Here is a 16,106-nt window from a genome sequence, read left to right as displayed (position 1 = left end):
GCCAAAGACTCCCCATGACCACGATGTTCAGCCTGGAGGGACGCACCGCCGCGGTCGTCGGAGGCGGCTCCGGCATCGGCGAAGCTGTCGCGATCGGGTGTGCGGAGGCGGGCGCGCACGTGTCCTGCCTCGACATCGATGCGGACGCCGCGACCCGCACCGCGGCGACCATCCGCGCGGTGGGGGGCGAGGCCGACTCCGCCCGCCTGGACATCCTGGACGGCGCGGCCGTCACCGGCGCGTTCGAGGACATCACCACCGCTCGCGGATCCCTCGACATCGTGGTCTGCACGCCCGGAGTCAACGTGCGCAAGCCTCTCCTCGACTACACGGACGAGGAGATCGACCGCGTTCTGGGCCTGAACCTCAAGGGCGGCGCGCACGTCCTCCAGGCGGCGGGACGGATCATGAGCGCGCAGGGATCGGGGTCCGTCATCCTCTTCAGTTCGATCCGGTCAGTCGTGGTCGAGCCGGGCCAGAGCATGTACGCGGCCACCAAGGCGGGGATCGTGCAGATGGTGCGCGTGGCCGCGGCCGAACTGGGGCCCCACGGGGTGCGGGTGAACGCGGTCGCGCCGGGCGTGATCGACACGCCGCTCACGATCCCGATCAAGGACGACCCGGACTGGTACGGTGCCTACGCCGCGCGGAACATCCTCAACCGTTGGGGAAGCGCCAGGGAGATGGCCGGCCCCACGGTGTTCCTCGCCTCGGACGCGGCCAGCTACGTGACCGGGACGGTCCTGTTCGCGGACGGCGGCTGGACCGCCATCGACGGGAGGTACACGCCGCCTTCAGGCTGACCTCGATCGCCCGATCGCCGGTATTCGACCGCGCGTAACCTTCTTCCGGGAGAAAGAACATGGAAGACGCCAAGCCGGCGACCGGCGAAGAGACAAGCTCGCACTCCGGCTTCCGCGACCCGACCACGCTCACGAAGTGGACACGGGTCTTTCTCTACGCAGGCATCGCGCTGGCGCTCGTGTCGGCATGGGAGGTTGCCGGCGGCCTGCAGATGGGCGGAGGTGAGGGATCGCAGGAAGGCCTGACGCCAGGCGCGATCGTCTGGCGCTTCGCAGAAATCGCGATCGGGCTCACCACCGCGATCCTCGTGCTCACCTGGATCTATCGCGCTAATCACAATGCCAGGCAGTTGGGCGCGGCCGACATGCACTTCACGCCGGGTTGGGCGGTCGGGTGGTATTTCGTACCGATCGCGTGGTTCTGGAAACCGTACCAGGCGATGAGAGAGATCTGGCGTGCCTCCGTGAGCCCTTCCGACTGGCGCGCGGTACCGGTATCAACCCTGCTGCGCTGGTGGTGGGGTCTGTGGATTGTGCGGTTCGGGGGAGCTTTGGAGATCGTGGGTTGGGTGGCGAATCGCAATCTGGACGAGGCGGGCACGGAGACCGTGGAGGTGGCCACAGAGCTGGTCGATTGGGTTTTGGAAATTCCACTGGCTCTCGTTCTCCTGGCCATCGTCGGAGCAGTCAGCCGGATGCAGGCGGCACACTACCGGCGCCGAAGCGAGGCTTGACCAAGGGTCAAACATTGCGATCGACTTCATGTACGCCCTCCCGTACCCTGGCGTGGGGCGTCGCGGTGATCCTCACCGCAGCCCTGGCCACCAACCAGGTACCGGGGATCCACAACGTTCTTGTCCTGGACCGCGTGTTCGTGTCAGCCTCCTCGGCCGACTTCACGCTGTACTGGCACTACGACAAGGGATTCGCGGGCATCCTGCTTTACGCGGTGTGTGTCCAGCCGCAGGGAAACACCGACTGGAATCGCGCGATCGTCGCCACCGGGAGAATCGTCATTCCGACGCTGGTCGTTGTGCTCGGGACGGCGAAGTTTCTGGATGAACCTGTGCAGGACGCCATATGAGCAGGGGCGCACCGGCGGGCCCCAAGCGCACACGCAGCCAGATTTTCCACGCCTTGGATCCGCTCCGTGACCTGCGTAACCGCGTCTCTCACCATGAGGCCGTTTGGGACCGGAAGCTCAACCGAAGCCACCGGGAGATCCTCGAAACCATAGCCTGGATCAACCGTGACTTGGCGGCACTGATCTCCCTGCGTCACAGCTTCAGCGGCCGCCTCTCGATCCTGCGGAGTCCGAGCCACGCGATACCGGTCCACAGGACGAAGTGATAGACGGCCAATCCCGTCGCTCCCCAGTCCCAGGCCGCGCCGGACCCGAAACCCGCGACGAGATCGTCTATTACTCCAGCGGGAAAGATGACGAACGGCAGGACAGCCCGGGCCGATTCCGCCGCTGTCGAAGTCTCTAAAAGGGGGTTTCCGAGCAGCGCCGCCACAGCCCCCGAGAGCAGATAGTACAGCAGCCCGATGAGCGCGGCACGGCGGATGCCGAGTGCGGTGATGGCGAAGCTGATCGCGCACGCGAGCACACCGGTGAGGCAGACGTTCACCACCCCTCCCAGTTCCGTGGTCGGCGCCGCCCCGGGCGGCAGGGCAGCGACAGCGCCCGTCAGACCGAAGATTGCGAACGCGGCGAACGTCGCGACCTGTATGCCGACGTATCGCTGCAGATAGAAGGAGCGCAGCGGCATCGGATGTTGCGCCCACAGCATGATCGCACCGCTGCGTCGGTCGTGCGCGACGATCCCGCCCGGCATGAGGAAGGCGAAGAGAATCGTGCCGAAGCCGAAGGCGAGGTTCAACAGGCTGAAGAGGGCGAACGCTGCCGCGCCGCGCGCCATGGCTTCAACCTGCTCGCCGGACGGCTCGGCGCCTTCGCTTTCGATCTGCTGGCTCACGGCCTGTATACGTTCGAAGGTTTCCGCCACGTCGTAGGCGTGCGTGAGGACGACGACCCCGGCGCCGAACAGGAACACCACCAGCGCAAACTTCCACTTGCGGCGCACCGCGTTCCGGAGGGAAACCTTGATGATGTTCATGACACCGCCCCTTCCAGCCCGACGAACTCCGTCTCCAGGAACTCGCGCGTAAACCCGCCTTCCGGTTGCTGCACGACGCGCCCGCGCCCCTGGTCGATCAGGAGCACGCGGTCGCTCATCATCGCCAGTTCGCCGAGGTCGTGGCTGGCGACCAGGATCGTAGTCCGGCCGCGAATCTCCTCGATCCGCCTGCGGAGGCGGATGCGTTGCCCGGGATCCAGTCCCGATTCGGGCTCGTCCAGGAAGAGCAACCCGGTCGGTCGCATCAGAGCCATGGCGAGCGCCAGTCGGCGCCGCATCCCTTTGGATAGCGAGTCGGCGAGACCGCGGGTGTCGAAGTCCAGCCCGGCCAGACGACACGCGCGCTCGATATGGGCCTCGGGACCGGCCGCGGCGGCCGCCAGCGCCAGCAGCTCGTCGCATGTCCAGCGCGGCGGGAGCACCGTGTCTTCCGCCAGATAGCCGATACCGTGCCGGCGCCGGTAGTCCGCCGGGCCGGCGCCGGACACTGTGGCCTCGCCGTCAATCGGAGCCAGCACCCCCAGAAGCGTGCGGAAGAGGGTCGTCTTGCCCGAGCCGTTGGGTCCCACCACCGCGAGCACCTCGCCGGGCACGATGTCGAGGGAGAGTCCACCCAGCACCCACTGCCCCCGGCGATACCCGACACGCAACGTGCGAAGCCTCAGTTCGGCCGGTCCGCTTTCGATGGTCATGTCCTCCTCACTTGATCTATTTCACTCTTTAGGGCGTTTTCAGCGATTGCTGAAATGCCATCATGTGCCCCGGCGTGACCAGACCAGTACCCCCTCGATGCCGGATCTCGAGTTGGCACGGCACTACGAGGGGTACCCGTACGACTGAGCGGGTATTCTGGCGTGCCTACCTCAGGGACACATGCAGATGGTCGGCCGTGCCCACGTGGCGGAGCGTGTGGAAGCCCATCGCCCGGAACGCCAGTTCGGCCAAGAGGTTCCGCCATTCGGGCCGGTTGATGGTGCGAAGATCCAGCGCATGGACGAATCCGTCGTCCTGGCGGAGGTGTAGTGAAGACTCGTTGGATGGGAGCCCCGCGCGAGCGTAGAATTCGGGTGTGCGAGCCGCATCGGTGATCACGGCGTCGGCGTCGGCCAGGACGAAGACCGATACGGCCATCCGCAACAGCGGATGAAGACCCAGGTACTCGGCTCGCACCTCTTCCGATTTCACGTTGCCGCCCGCGATGACCAGCAGCGAGTAGAGCACGAACGCGGCGGCGGCAAGAGCCGCGACCCGAATCGTGAACTTCCGGAGCCGCTTGCCTGCCCCCAGGCGCCGGCTTGCCGCCCACGCGTAGAACGCCAGGAGTAGCACGGTGGCGGCCGCCGAGACGGCCAGCGAGGGCCATGCCCCGAGCCCCCATTGCTGGTAGGCGAAGACGCCTCCGCGGACGAGGAGGATGAAGGGAAACACCGCAAGCAGGACAGCGGTCACACCCCACCGCACGACTCTGCCAAGCAATCGCCGCGGTTGTGTCCCAGCGCGCCGGTTCGCCTCCCTTGGTCCGGCCGCGGCCTCGGCACCCGGATACCTCACCAAGGCTTCCTCGCGACGAAAAACATCCTGCCTTCGTGCGACGCGCCGCCCTCTACGATGGGTTCGTTCCCATCGACAGACTGCAACTCTTCGAATCCGGCTCTTCGCAGTCGTTCCCTGATTTCACTTTCTTCGTACCAGCGCTGAGTCAGAGAGAAATCGGTCCGTTCCCATCCTGAACCCTTCGGTTCGAACAGAGTGACATCGACTCTTCCGATTCTCTCGTTCGCATCATGTGAAGATCGACCCGCGCAGACGTGATCCCCCTCCACATATGCGAAGGAACCACGCCACCTGGACCGGTAACCTTCTTCCATGTTGAGGTCGAACACGAAGTAGCCGCCGTCTTCCAGGACGGCGAATACACCTTGAAACACCTGCTCCAGTTCGCCCAGGCTCATCACGTGGTTCAGGCTGTCAAAGGTCGAGAAAACCGCCCAAAAGCTGCGAGGCAAGGCGATGCTCCGAGCGTCCTGGACGACGAATTCCACGTCCGGAGCGTTCTTCCTCGCGATGGTCGAGGATCGGGCACACGTTCGTCGCGAAGAACCCCCAGTGCCCATCGTAGATACGCGCAAAGGGGTCATATGCGTCGTAGCGGTTCACTCCTTGACCTCCTTCCGCGAGTGTCCTGACCACCTCACCTGCGCAGTCGGTTCCGACAGGGTGGGCGAGTCAGACTACAAACGGAAGACTTCTTGGAGTGGTTTCACGACGGCTTTCCAACTCTCGTGCCCGCAGATCGGCTACCGCCTAGGGGCGAGCGCGTCGGCGCGGGCGTTCACGGCCCTGGCGATTTCGATACTCACGGCGCCGGCGTCGCGTTCGGGGAGCCAGGAGACCGGCTTCCCGTACTTGCGGCGCCACGCAGCCGCGGCGCCCGGGTCTTGGCGCTCGATGCGCTCAAGGACGTCGCAAAGGGGCTCGCCGGGCACGAGGCGAACGACGGGCTGTAAGTTCACGCAAACAGCCCCGAGCCGGGAATCGAGGGCGTCAGGATGCATGTCCCTCCCTCCGCATAAATCCCATGAGTTTCGGTCCAATCAGTAAGCGGGGAACCTTCGCCGCGCCACTCGGCTGCGAGGACGCTGATCAGTCGCGCCGGAGTCGGTTGCGGGTGAGACGCCTGATGCCTACGTAGTAATGCGAAGGCTTTCGATCTCGCTCGTCCAGCGCAGGAGACTCCATGTCTACGTTCGTGATGGTTCGTCGTGTCCAGGCATCGGACACCCAGGCGTGCGGACCTCTCGCAGCACTTCCTCCGGAGCAGGTCGCTTGCGGCTAGCCTGATCGCTCAGGCTCCCGTCAAACGAAGCGATCTGGTCGTCGAGATCGGGCCGGGCCGTGGCATTCTCACTCGAGAACTGGCACGTCGATGCCGTGAGGTCGTCGCGGTAGAGTTCGACGGAGCGCTGTCCGAGGCGCTCCGCACGCGCTTCCTGAGTGACAACCGTGTCACGATCGTCAGGTCCGACTTCCTGCGTTTTCGGCTGCCCGATGTCCCCTACAAGGTCCTGGGGAACATTCCGTTCAACCGGACCGCCGCCATCGTCCGGCGGCTTGTCGAGGCCGATTCTCCGCCGCAGGACGCCTGGCTTGTGATCCAGCGTGAAGCGGCCGAACGGTTTGCCGGCGGTCCCTGTTCCCGGGAGACCCTGTCCTCGCTGCTGCTCAAGCCGTGGTGGCAGATCGAGATCGTGCGGCGCTTTCGCCGTACCGACTTCGATCCCCCTCCCAGCGTCGACGCCGTCGCGCTCTGGCTCGCCCGTCGAACCAGACCGCTTGTGGACCGATTCCAGGCCGTGGACTACCGGCGCTTCATCCAGAGTTGCTTCGGTCGCGACGGCCGCTCGATCAGGTGGTGTCTGCGATCCGAATTCACGCGAACGCAAATCTACCGGCTGAGTCGAGATCTCAGGTTCGATCCTTCCGGACCACTCCGCGGCCTCACCTTCGACCAGTGGCTCGGATTGTTCAGGTTCCGGAGGCTGACGCGATCGTAAGCTCCGAATCTCACGACGCGGGTTCCCAAAGCTCGATCGCGTTTCCTTCGGGGTCGTGGATGCGGGCGAAGCGACCGATACCCTCCATCTCGCTTTCGTGGCTGACCTCGATATCCGCGGACTTCAGTTGTGTGATCATCGCGTCCAGGTCGGCCACGCGGAAGTTCAGCATGAAAGTCTTGTCCGCTGCGAAATAGTCCGTGTCAGCAGCGAAGGGTGAGAAAACCGTGACCCCGGACTCGGTCACCCAGGCGCCATCTCCATGTTCGTCGGAGCAGGATTGATGCCAAGGTGATCCTGATACCATTTCGCAAGTCCTTTCGGGTCCTTTGCCCGAAAGAAGAACCCGCCGAATCCCTGAACGTTTTGCACGCTACGTCCTCTCGATGATGGACTGCACGATCTGCTGCATCGGGAGTTTCGCGGAGAGAAGCCGTCTCCGCCAGACGGAGGACGGCCCGCTTGTGTCGTCTGGTGCTTTGGTCCTGTTGCCGTAACGTCCGAATCGAGCATCAAACGGGAGTCGGTATTCGCTCCACGTCGATCCGGCCGGCATTCTTCATGGCCTGCGCAAGGTCGTAGGCCGACTGAAGGCGATACCAGGTTGCAGCCCCGCCTCCAAACGCCTTGTCCAGGCGGATCGCCATTTCGGGAGAGATGCCCGAACGGCCGTTGACGAGTTCGGAAAGCTGCTTTCGGCTGACACCCAGCCTCCGCGCCGCCTCCGTCACGGTGAGCCCCAAGGGCTCCAGACAATCATGGCGCACGGACAGGCCCGGATGCGGCGGGTTCTTCATCGGCATGTCGCGGGTTTCCCAATGGTAGTCGGTCAAGTCCACGTCCCTGACATCGCGCCCGTCGAAGCGGAAGACCACGCGCCAGTTGGCGGAGACCTTCACGGCCCAATATCCTGCGCGGTCGCCTTTCAGCGGGTGGAGCCGAAGACCCGGCAGGTTCATGTCCTCGACCTTGGCGATCAAGTCCGGGGGAATCCGGCTCCGGTCTCCCTTCTCGAACAAACGCTCGAGGCCTCGGTGGCGAAAGCCAAGAATCATTGCGTGGGAAGTGTAACGTATCACCACGAGGGCATCGTTCTAAGCAGACTCTGAACTCCCTTGGCGAGCGCGTCAATGAGTCTTGCGTACTCGCATTTACTATTCCCATAGTAGGTGGGCCCCGTTGGGAGTGACGCCTCTTGCTGGCGGGGAATGAATTGTGCGGAAGCCTGCCACCCGAACTCGCCGCACTCAGCAGACTCGAGACCTGAATCTGTCCTCTCGCGTGAGAGACGCCCGGGCACATGATCAAGGTGACGGGGTACACCCGAACTCGATGGGGCTCTGGCGCGGCGTTTCGTGGAGCGGACCCCGTAGATTCTCGCCGAGCAGAGGAGGGTGAGCGAGGTCCGAACTCCGAATCCGGGATCTGGAGCAGTTCTTGGGCAAGAGCCCGGAGGCCGGGCGTCCAAGTCTCGGAGATCACGATACGGACAGTTAGTTAGGCGGTATGGAGATATGAGGAAGCTGCTAATACCACTGCTGGCTTTCATGGGAGCATGTGGAGATGAGATGGTGGTTTCGGAGGGGCCGTTGCCACCTCCGCCACCACCACTACCTCCGATTATTCCGCCTCCGCCTCCACCACCGCCTCTAGGACCACCTGCGACGACGGGAGGTCCGTCGAACGTGTACACGACTTATGCCTTTCGCGGCGGGTATCACGAGAACCTGGAGTGGACGTTTCGACCTGTGGTAGCTCCGCCAGCGAGTCTGCATGAGAAGCGTCAGCGCCACGACTACTCGATGCAGTTCGCTGTGGGACCTCGGAGGTTGCCTGGATTTGCCGGGTTTCAGACTGATGGGACGATTGGAGGTCATCGGGGTCTGGGACGGGGGATCCATCTAGTGATTCAGCATGCACAGGACTGGCGAACGAGAAACGGCAGGATCAACAGGGATACGAGACACTCGTATTTCGGGTGTCATTCTTGCGGTCAGATTCAGCACAGTTACGAGTGGGAGGTAGGGAAGGAATACCGATTCAGGATTGCTACGGGACCGAGTGTCTCGCCGGAGCGTTCGCGATGGATTGGGCTCTGGGTGACGGATGTCGAGATGGACTCGACAGTCTACGTTGGCGAGGTACTGACGCCGCCGAACCAGAAGCTCATCGGCTCCAATCTGACTGCCCGGAGTGACGATTCACATCGATGCCCTCTCTGCCAACGCGCGAGACACGAAGGGAGAAAGAGATTAGAGTAGGGCGAGGCAGGGAGATGAAGGATGGAACGAGGAAAAGGAATGAAGTTGAACGGAACGCCCCTCCCTTCGGGGGAGGGCAAGCGAAGCGCGGCAGCGGGGCCGGATCCGGAGGTGTCGGCGAAGGCGACGCGGCGGCGTTTCACGGCGGCATACAAGCTTTCGATCGTGGAGCAGGCGGACGCCTGCCGACGCCGGGCGAGATCGGAGAGTTGCTTCGGCGCGAGGGGCTGTACAGTTCGCACCTGTCGTCGTGGCGGAAGGCGGCGCGGGAGGGGTCGCTCAGGGGGCTGGCGAAGAAGCGCGGCCCGAGGCAGGAGATGCGCGACTCCGCAAGGCGCGCATCATCATCGATGTCCAGGGAAAAGTTGCGGGGCTGCTGGGCGTGAGCCCCGGGGACGGGAAGCGCTCTTGCGCGGCCGGGGATCTGGCCGGGCACGTACGCGCGGCGTGCGACCCTCGGGGTCGCGCGCGCCACGTTCTACCGTCTCCCGCCCGGGCCCTGGGCGAAGCGGAGCGCACGGAGGTCTTCGGCGTGCTGTGCTCGCCGCGCTTCGCGGACCGCGCTCCCGGAAGTGTACGCGACGCTGCTGGACGAGGGCGTCCATCTGTGTTCGGAGCGGACGATGTACCGCGTCCTGGCCGAGAACCGGGCGGTCCGGGAGCGCCGGGCCCAGCGCAGCCACCCGAACCACCCGAAGCCCGAGATCGACGAGTGTGGTCCCTGGGACACGCGGCTCCTCGGGCCGGAGAAGTGGCGGTACTTCTATCTCTACGTCATTCGGACATCTTCAGCCGCTACGCCACCGGATGGCTGGTGGCGGAGCGCGAGACCGCCGGCCTCCGGACACCTGGTTGGCGAGACGTGTCTCAATCCCCGGGTGCTCACGCTGCACTCGGACAGGGGATGACGGCCAAGTGCACGGCGCAGCTCCTGGCCGACACGCAGTCGAACGACAACCCCTACTCGGAGGCCACTTCAAGACCGTCAAGTACCACCCGGCGGCCGGTTCGGTTGCATCGAGGAGGCGAAGGACTTCTGCCGGGAGTTCTTCCAGTTACAACACCGAACACCGGCACGGCGGCATCGGCCTGCTCACGCCCCAGCAGGTCCACCTCGCGAGGACTTCGAGTCATCCGCAATCGCTGTGCTGGACGTGAAGTTGGGTGAGCATGCGCCATCGGAGATCAAGGCGTGGACCAACGGGGATTCTGTCCGTGTTTACCCGAATGGCCATGAGGCACCGATCTGCAATACAGCAAGTGTGTACGTAGACGGTCTGGATGTTCAGCAGAACCTGGGATATTGGACAACGCCACCTGTGAATTCGTTGGAGGGGGATAGATGATGTTCTCGATGCAACTCCGTGAAGAGTCAGCACATGGTGTTGCCAGGGGTCTTATTGCATGTAGATGGGACATGGAATTAAAGGCGTATATGCCTATTCCGACGAAGTCGTCCATCGATTCCGAGCCAAGGCGTCCACCGGTTCCGGGCGGAGTCGTCCACCGGTTCCGGGCGAAGCCGGGGCGTACAAGAACGGTAATCACCTGACACCCGGCCTCGCCGAGGTCAGCGCGTCAGGCTGCGGTCTTCACCTCCTTAGTCCTGGCGAAGACTTCACATGGTTTCATCCAGCCGAGGGTTCGCTTGCGGCTGGCCTGATCGCTCAGGCTCCCGTCAAACGAAGCGATCTGGTCGTCGAGATCGGGCCGGGCCGTGGCATTCTCACTCGAGAACTGGCACGTCGATGCCGTGAGGTCGTCGCGGTAGAGTTCGACGGCGCGCTGTCCGAGGCGCTTCGCACGCGCTTCCCGAGTGACGACCGTGTCACGATCGTCAGGTCCGACTTCCTGCGTTTTCGGCTGCCCGATGTCCCCTACAAGGTCCTGGGGAACATTCCGTTCAATCGGACTGCCGCCATCGTCCGGCGGCTTGTCCAGGCAGGTTCTCCGCCGCAGGACGCCTGGCTCGTGATCCAGCGTGAAGCGGCCGAACGGTTTGCCGGCAGTCCCTGTTCCCGGGAGACCCTGTCCTCGCTGCTGCTCAAGCCGTGGTGGCAGATCGAGATCGTGCGGCGCTTTTGCCGTACCGACTTCGATCCCCCTCCCGGCGTCGACCAGACTGCTTGTGGACCGATTCCAAGGCGGCTAACTCCCGTCTAAGAACTCGTTCAAGTCGGCCGAACGCGGTCCACCAAGTGTCCCCCCTGGGTCGAGGATCCACCGGGCGGTTGGGATCAGCACCCATCTGCGCGGGGGACCCCGCCGTGCTCGATCCCGAACTCCGAGAGGCTCCTCCGCCTGCTGGCGAGCCATGCGGCAACGAACCAGACGACGATCGAGAGCGTGGCCGCGATCACTCCTGGACCTCCTTCCGCCTGACCAGATGCGGTCGGTTCCGACAGAACGGGCGAGTCAGATCTCGTGGACTTGGCGCGCTCTGACGGCTCAGAGGCACGGTGCCGGATTGAGCCGAGGCCGCCAAGCACAGGCGACACAGGTGGCATCGACGCGTCTGACAGCAGCTGGGGATAGCCCGCGGCGAGGTCGATCGGGCTGGCCTTTGACGCCTGGCGGTGGCGTGGGTGCGACCGGTCGCCGTCGCGCTCTGGCTCGCCCGTCGAACCAGACCGCTTGTGGACCGATTACAGGCCGTGACTACCGGCGCTTCATCAAGAGTTCCTTCGGCCGCGACGGCCGCTCGATCAGGCGGTGTCTGCGATCCGAATTCACGCGAACACAAGTCTACCCGCTGAGCCGAGATCTCAGGTTCGATCCTTCCGGACCACCCAGCGGCCTCACTTTCGGCCAGTGGCTCGCATTGTTCAGGTTCCGGAGGCTGCTGCGATCGTAAGCGCCGATGGCGCATCGGAGCACTAGCTTCCGTTGGAGTGACGACGGGCCATGCGAGGTCGAGGTCGTGGATTATCATTGAGAGGCGTGTGACATGAACGCGAGGAACGGCATGAGGCCGGTGCACCCGGGTAACCATGATCCTCAACGGCCAGCGCGGCGTGAGCGCTGATACGGCGTTGCGGTTGGCCAGGTACTTCGGGACGACGCCGCAACTGTGGTTGAACCTTCAGAAGACCTGGGAGCTTCGCCGGACGGCGATCGAGGCGGGTCGCGAGATCGCCGAGCAAGTCACGCCGCGGCATGCGGTGGTGTAGAGAAGGCGACCAGTGCCGTCTCCACGCTCCAGTCCGGGCCTCCTGCCGCGCATCACGGAAGTGAGTCGATGCGCCATCTCAAGGTGTCAGGAATCCGGCTGGCGGCGAAACCCTCCAAGTCTATGTGCCTGTTCGAACATGTGCCCCTCGTGCGGTTCATCCCGTCAGGTATCAGGCATGCGAGGCCATCGGACTCCGACGAGGTTCCGCGTAAGCGGCCACCAAATGCCTTACAATCCGAACCGGAAAGGCATCCCCCACACCCGCGCGGTCACTCACCAGGGCGAGGACGAAGTGGACCAGCCAGGCACCAGAAGCCCGCACCCCATCGGCCTGTTGGGCCTCGGCGTCTACCTGCCCGAGCGCGTCATGACGAACGACGAATGGACGGAGTACGTCGACACCTCGGACGAATGGATCGTGACGCGCACAGGCATACACACGCGCCGAATTGCAGGGGATGAAGAGAGTACGGCCGATCTGGCGCTGGCCGCAGCCCGGGCAGCTCTGGCCGACGGCGCCTTCGAGCCTGCGGATATCGACGAGATCGTCCTTGCGACCGACACGCCCGAGGTCTTCATCCCCGATACGGCGGCGTACGTCCAGACTCGTCTCGGCGTCGGCCACATCCCGTGCTACGACCTGGGCGGCAGCGGCTGCGCGGGGTTCGTGCTGGCACTGGACATCGCCCGCTCTCGGGCCCTCGCGGACGGCCGCCGGGTGCTCGTGATCGGCGTGGAGCTCCTCACCCGGCTCATGGACTGGGAGGATCGCAACACCTGTGTACTCTTCGGCGACGCGGCAGGCGCGGCGGTCGTCGGACCGGACCCGGGCGCGGTCGAAATCGTGGCCGCTACGGCGGGAACGGACGGCAGCAAGAGTCACATTCTCGGGGTGGAGGCGGGCGGCACGCGCGTGCCCACCACCGTCGAGCGGGTGGAGCAAGGGCTCCACAAACATGTCGTCATGCGGGGACGGGAGGTATTCCGCGAGGCCGTCAGCCGCATGAGTGCGGCGTCCCACCAGGTGCTGGAGAAGGCCGGTGTCTCCATCGACGACGTAGCGCTCGTCGTGCCGCATCAGGCCAACCTGCGGATCCTGGATGCGGTCAGGAAACGGCTGAACCTCCCCGATGAACGGGTCTTCGTCAACGTCCACAAGTATGGCAACACAGGCTCGGCGTCCGTGCCCCTGGCCTTGTGGGAGGCCCGGGATCAGGGGCGGATCAAGCCCGGTGACCTGGTCCTGCTTACCGCATTTGGCGCCGGGTTCCATTGGGCGGCGGCACTGCTGCGCTTCTAGGGAGCCCGCGGACAAATCCTGCCAGCATTCGAGCGGCGATGCGGTTGGCGGAGATCGGAGCCGGCGGGAGAGAGGGCCCGGGTGGAGTTGGTGAAGCACCGACCTCACGCCTATCAGGTGTGCTTGAGATGGCGTGAATCCGGCAAGACATCGTCCAAGTTCTCGGCCTGTTCCGGCGGTAGAACCTCGCAGGCCGTCAGCAGCAGGCTGCACAGGAGGAGGGCGGCGGAAGACGGGCGGGACGTCATGGCTTCGATCACGTCCGGCTCAGGTGGCGATGGGCAGGTGTGGTCTCGAGGGGAAGCCTATTGGGGCCAAGTCGGGGGGCAAGCGGGGGGGCGTGTCCATCCTCATCTGACCTGCCGGCGAGTTCCGATGCGGTGTTGGGGAGTGGGATCTGTGCCTACTACCCCCGCGTCGACAGGTGGTCCAGATCGAGCGGGTCGCTCTCGACGTAGTCGCGGGCGGTCAGGTCATCCAGAGTTAGGACCACGCCATCCACACGGACGAAGCGCCCCGATGTCGAATGCGGCTGAGGCAGAGCTGTCAGGCAGTGCTCCCAGTCTTCGGTCTCGAATGCTGGCTCGTCGTCATTCCGGATGAACCAGAACATCAATTCCACGGCATCGGCGTCCCACGATGGGGCCGCTCTAACTCGGATTTCGCGGAGCGAGCGGAGGGCCCGCCCCTCATCGCTCTGCCTGTCGTGTCTCTCCGACATCCGGTCCATCAACGGCCTGGCGAACACGACAAAGTCGTCGGGGAACGCCGTCCTCGATCGCTTCCGGGCCAGTGCGAGGGAGAAGCGACGCATCTCCTCGTCCGTCCGGCATCCCTCGATCCGCTCCCAACCTGCCACGACCGCCTTCTCGACCGTCATCACTCGGTCGAGTTCTGCCACGAGGCGGCGGTCGGCCACTCCCGGGATGAAGCCGTAGTTTGGCCTTCGCCCGCGCTCGATCTCGCGGAGCACCCGATCATCCACGTCGACCAGCGGGCTGACCTCGGCGAACGGGCGATCAATGCAGCTTCGGACCAGGTCGCAGGTCTGCGTGAGGACCGCGAAGCCGCGCACGGACGACTCGGCGTTCTCGGCTCCTTCAACGACCGCCGCTTTGCCGGCGTCGGTCAGCGGGTTTTCCGCGCTTGTCCGATACAGAAACCAGTCGTCCTCGACGACGCAGTCGCCCTGACGCCAAGTCGCGATTCTCTCGTCGACCTGCTCACCGCCGGCACTTTCAACCGCGCCCACGCCGCTGGCCCCTTGCGGTTCGAGCGGCGCGTGCACGCCCCGGTTCCTGGTGTACACGGTCGCTCTTCGCGTCGTAGAGCTCGTCGGGCGGGAGGGGCTTACGCGCCGTCTGCGCCGCTGCACTGAGCGGGGTTAGCGCCGGCACGAGGCGCGTGCGCCCTCGACCAAGAGCCAAATATGCCTCCCGAAACTGCTGGTCCGCCAACATTTCGAACGGAGTCGTACCCGCACGGGCATCGAGCAGAGCCGCACGCGTGCTGCGTGCCGTGCCACGGTCGGCATCCCGGACAACATCCAGCACACGCATGAGCCGCTGGTGGTTGCCGGCGTTCAGCGGTTTCCCGCTGGCCCAGAAGTGGACGCTGCGACGCGATACCCCGAACAGCCCGGCGAGCTGTTCCCAAGTCAGGCCAGAGATTCGACGCAGTTCAGAGACGGCCTTACGGGTGGCCTCGGTCTCGCTCTCCATCTGTGTCGCCACCGCGTCGCGGCTTGGTCCGCCAGCGGTCGTATCGGATTCGTGTACGTACGGTGCCCCCCAGATTGTCGTAGGCTCTGCGGACGACGTGCCGGCGATCGACAACGCACCGCTTACCATGATCACCGACAGCGAGGCACGATCCCGGATGCCAGCGCGACCGGAAAAGGATGTCGTTCCGTCACCGACGGCCGACTCGCGTAGCAGGGATTCAAGGGTCATGGGTCACCTCCGTACCGTCGCAGAAACTCATTCGTTACCGCCCAGCGGAAGATGCTGTAGATGCGTTCGGCGAAGCCTCGCGCCTGCTCGACCGCCGAGTCGACATCGAGCCGCCGGCTGCCTGTCTGAAATGACTGGAAGGCGTCGGTATCAAGGATCCAGCTGGGCTCGTCGATAGCGTCCAGCGCCCCGGGGTCAATCGTGCTTCGCGGCGCCAGCAGCCCCCAGCGGGCGGTAATCTGACCCGCGTTCCCGGGCAGAATGAACACGTTTTCCGAGACGGCGCGGTGAGCACGTGCGGCGAGTGGGGATCCCAGAATGCCCGCCACTTCCGGGCGAACGAGCTGGGGAAGAGCGCTCAGGTTCTCCCCGGACACGCGATCGATGTAACGCACGCCGAGGCGATCCAATACCTGCGGATCGACGTGCTCCTTGAGTGCTTCCAAGACCAGCCTCAAGCGCTCCATGAAGTCTTCACGGCTCGTGTATTTCGTGGTCTCCAGCGCGAGGAAGTCGGGTGCCAGTGTGACACGCCATGCCCCTCTCGCTTCGTTGAAGCGCCATAAGGTGTTCGAACGTGTGTCCACCGCTCCCTGTGAGCCCAGGACGACGCTGCGTCCCTCCTCTGGACGCAGCACCGGGTAGAACTCCCGAATGGCCTCCTGAAATGACGCGATGAACTCCCGCTTCTCCAACGACGCGATGAGCGGAAAGCGCACCTGGGCGATGACCCGCACGAGCGGCGGGTCAGTCAGCGGTACCTCGGGCGGGGGCGGCCCGGTCAGAGGCGTGTCGGCAGCATTCACGTGATGGCTCGTTTGTCGATGAACGGCGTGGCTATGCGGTGGCTCGCCAGGGAATCATACCGCAGGGTGTCTCGTTTGTGAAGTAGAGTGTGAAATAGGCTCGGAGGGTTGCCCGGA

Annotated in this window: 17 protein-coding genes and 2 pseudogenes; 8 read left to right on the top strand and 11 right to left on the bottom strand. The window is 64.5% G+C overall.

Annotated features, from left to right (window positions below):
* Window positions 1-14 precede the first annotated feature (14 nt).
* The 3 genes from ACN9M6_RS08040 (at window position 15) to ACN9M6_RS08030 (ending at window position 1,887) form a co-directional block, all read left to right on the top strand.
* Window positions 15-803: an SDR family NAD(P)-dependent oxidoreductase gene (locus ACN9M6_RS08040; protein WP_419162409.1), complete on the top strand. Its 789-nt coding sequence runs from the start codon at window positions 15-17 to the stop codon at window positions 801-803.
* Between the two features lie 59 nt (window positions 804-862).
* Window positions 863-1,537 carry a DUF4328 domain-containing protein gene (locus ACN9M6_RS08035; protein ID WP_419162408.1) on the top strand — a complete coding sequence of 225 codons (675 nt, stop codon included), beginning with the start codon at window positions 863-865 and terminating at the stop codon, window positions 1,535-1,537.
* 65 nt (window positions 1,538-1,602) lie between these two features.
* Window positions 1,603-1,887, top strand: a complete 285-nt coding sequence (locus tag ACN9M6_RS08030) for a hypothetical protein (RefSeq protein ID WP_419162407.1) — start codon at window positions 1,603-1,605, stop codon at window positions 1,885-1,887.
* A 193-nt stretch (window positions 1,888-2,080) separates the two neighbouring features.
* Here ACN9M6_RS08030 and ACN9M6_RS08025 read toward each other — a convergent pair whose 3' ends face one another.
* The 5 genes from ACN9M6_RS08025 to ACN9M6_RS08005 all read right to left on the bottom strand — a co-directional run bounded on the left by ACN9M6_RS08025 (window position 2,081) and on the right by ACN9M6_RS08005 (window position 5,499).
* Entirely contained in the window at window positions 2,081-2,923 is an 843-nt protein-coding gene (locus ACN9M6_RS08025) for a hypothetical protein (RefSeq protein WP_419162406.1), read from the bottom strand.
* On the bottom strand, window positions 2,920-3,636 hold the full coding sequence (locus tag ACN9M6_RS08020) for an ATP-binding cassette domain-containing protein (protein WP_419162405.1): 717 nt from the start codon (window positions 3,634-3,636) through the stop codon (window positions 2,920-2,922). The genes ACN9M6_RS08025 and ACN9M6_RS08020 overlap by 4 nt, the downstream gene beginning before the upstream one ends.
* Before the next feature lie 166 nt (window positions 3,637-3,802).
* Window positions 3,803-4,393 (bottom strand): hypothetical protein, encoded by a 591-nt coding sequence (locus ACN9M6_RS08015; protein ID WP_419162404.1) that lies wholly within the window; start codon window positions 4,391-4,393, stop codon window positions 3,803-3,805.
* A gap of 98 nt (window positions 4,394-4,491) precedes the next feature.
* The gene (locus ACN9M6_RS08010; RefSeq protein ID WP_419162403.1) at window positions 4,492-5,058 is read right to left on the bottom strand and encodes a class I SAM-dependent methyltransferase; all 567 of its coding nucleotides are present in this window, start codon (window positions 5,056-5,058) and stop codon (window positions 4,492-4,494) included.
* 183 nt (window positions 5,059-5,241) lie between these two features.
* A complete protein-coding gene (locus ACN9M6_RS08005; RefSeq protein WP_419162402.1) occupies window positions 5,242-5,499 on the bottom strand; it encodes a hypothetical protein in 258 nt (85 codons plus the stop codon).
* 207 nt (window positions 5,500-5,706) lie between these two features.
* Between ACN9M6_RS08005 and erm the strand changes: the two genes are divergently transcribed.
* Window positions 5,707-6,498 carry a 23S ribosomal RNA methyltransferase Erm gene (gene erm / locus ACN9M6_RS08000; protein WP_419162401.1) on the top strand — a complete coding sequence of 264 codons (792 nt, stop codon included), beginning with the start codon at window positions 5,707-5,709 and terminating at the stop codon, window positions 6,496-6,498.
* 10 nt (window positions 6,499-6,508) lie between these two features.
* On the opposite strand, the gene ACN9M6_RS07995 is transcribed toward erm, so the two are convergent.
* The 3 genes and pseudogenes from ACN9M6_RS07995 to ACN9M6_RS07985 form a co-directional block, all read right to left on the bottom strand.
* On the bottom strand, window positions 6,509-6,745 hold the full coding sequence (locus ACN9M6_RS07995; protein ID WP_419162400.1) for a VOC family protein: 237 nt from the start codon (window positions 6,743-6,745) through the stop codon (window positions 6,509-6,511).
* Window positions 6,746-7,010: 265 nt separating this feature from the next.
* Entirely contained in the window at window positions 7,011-7,301 is a 291-nt protein-coding gene (locus ACN9M6_RS07990; protein WP_419163729.1) for a HigA family addiction module antitoxin, read from the bottom strand.
* A gap of 27 nt (window positions 7,302-7,328) precedes the next feature.
* Window positions 7,329-7,553: pseudogene (locus ACN9M6_RS07985) on the bottom strand (type II toxin-antitoxin system RelE/ParE family toxin); the annotation flags it as partial.
* Between the two features lie 1,778 nt (window positions 7,554-9,331).
* On the opposite strand from ACN9M6_RS07985, the gene ACN9M6_RS07980 reads away from it, so the two are divergent.
* Together ACN9M6_RS07980 and ACN9M6_RS07975 are read left to right on the top strand one after the other, a co-directional pair.
* The gene (locus ACN9M6_RS07980; protein ID WP_419162399.1) at window positions 9,332-9,667 is read left to right on the top strand and encodes a hypothetical protein; all 336 of its coding nucleotides are present in this window, start codon (window positions 9,332-9,334) and stop codon (window positions 9,665-9,667) included.
* A 502-nt stretch (window positions 9,668-10,169) separates the two neighbouring features.
* Window positions 10,170-10,922 (top strand): rRNA adenine N(6)-methyltransferase family protein, encoded by a 753-nt coding sequence (locus ACN9M6_RS07975; protein WP_419162398.1) that lies wholly within the window; start codon window positions 10,170-10,172, stop codon window positions 10,920-10,922.
* Window positions 10,923-10,996: 74 nt separating this feature from the next.
* On the opposite strand, the gene ACN9M6_RS07970 is transcribed toward ACN9M6_RS07975, so the two are convergent.
* The gene (locus ACN9M6_RS07970) at window positions 10,997-11,119 is read right to left on the bottom strand and encodes a hypothetical protein (RefSeq protein WP_419162397.1); all 123 of its coding nucleotides are present in this window, start codon (window positions 11,117-11,119) and stop codon (window positions 10,997-10,999) included.
* 621 nt (window positions 11,120-11,740) lie between these two features.
* On the opposite strand from ACN9M6_RS07970, the pseudogene ACN9M6_RS07965 reads away from it, so the two are divergent.
* Both ACN9M6_RS07965 and ACN9M6_RS07960 read left to right on the top strand, forming a co-directional pair.
* Window positions 11,741-11,929 (top strand): annotated as a pseudogene (locus ACN9M6_RS07965) (HigA family addiction module antitoxin); the annotation flags it as partial.
* A 225-nt stretch (window positions 11,930-12,154) separates the two neighbouring features.
* Window positions 12,155-13,231 carry a 3-oxoacyl-ACP synthase III family protein gene (locus tag ACN9M6_RS07960; protein ID WP_419162396.1) on the top strand — a complete coding sequence of 359 codons (1,077 nt, stop codon included), beginning with the start codon at window positions 12,155-12,157 and terminating at the stop codon, window positions 13,229-13,231.
* Between the two features lie 406 nt (window positions 13,232-13,637).
* On the opposite strand, the gene ACN9M6_RS07955 is transcribed toward ACN9M6_RS07960, so the two are convergent.
* Window positions 13,638-14,540 (bottom strand): hypothetical protein, encoded by a 903-nt coding sequence (locus ACN9M6_RS07955; protein ID WP_419162395.1) that lies wholly within the window; start codon window positions 14,538-14,540, stop codon window positions 13,638-13,640.
* Window positions 14,541-15,179: 639 nt separating this feature from the next.
* The gene (locus tag ACN9M6_RS07950; RefSeq protein ID WP_419162394.1) at window positions 15,180-15,989 is read right to left on the bottom strand and encodes a TIGR04255 family protein; all 810 of its coding nucleotides are present in this window, start codon (window positions 15,987-15,989) and stop codon (window positions 15,180-15,182) included.
* Window positions 15,990-16,106: the final 117 nt, after the last annotated feature.

Source organism: Candidatus Palauibacter sp., assembly GCF_965197445.1.
Lineage (GTDB): Bacteria > Gemmatimonadota > Gemmatimonadetes > Palauibacterales > Palauibacteraceae > Palauibacter.
This window is presented reverse-complemented; position numbering and strand designations above follow the sequence as displayed.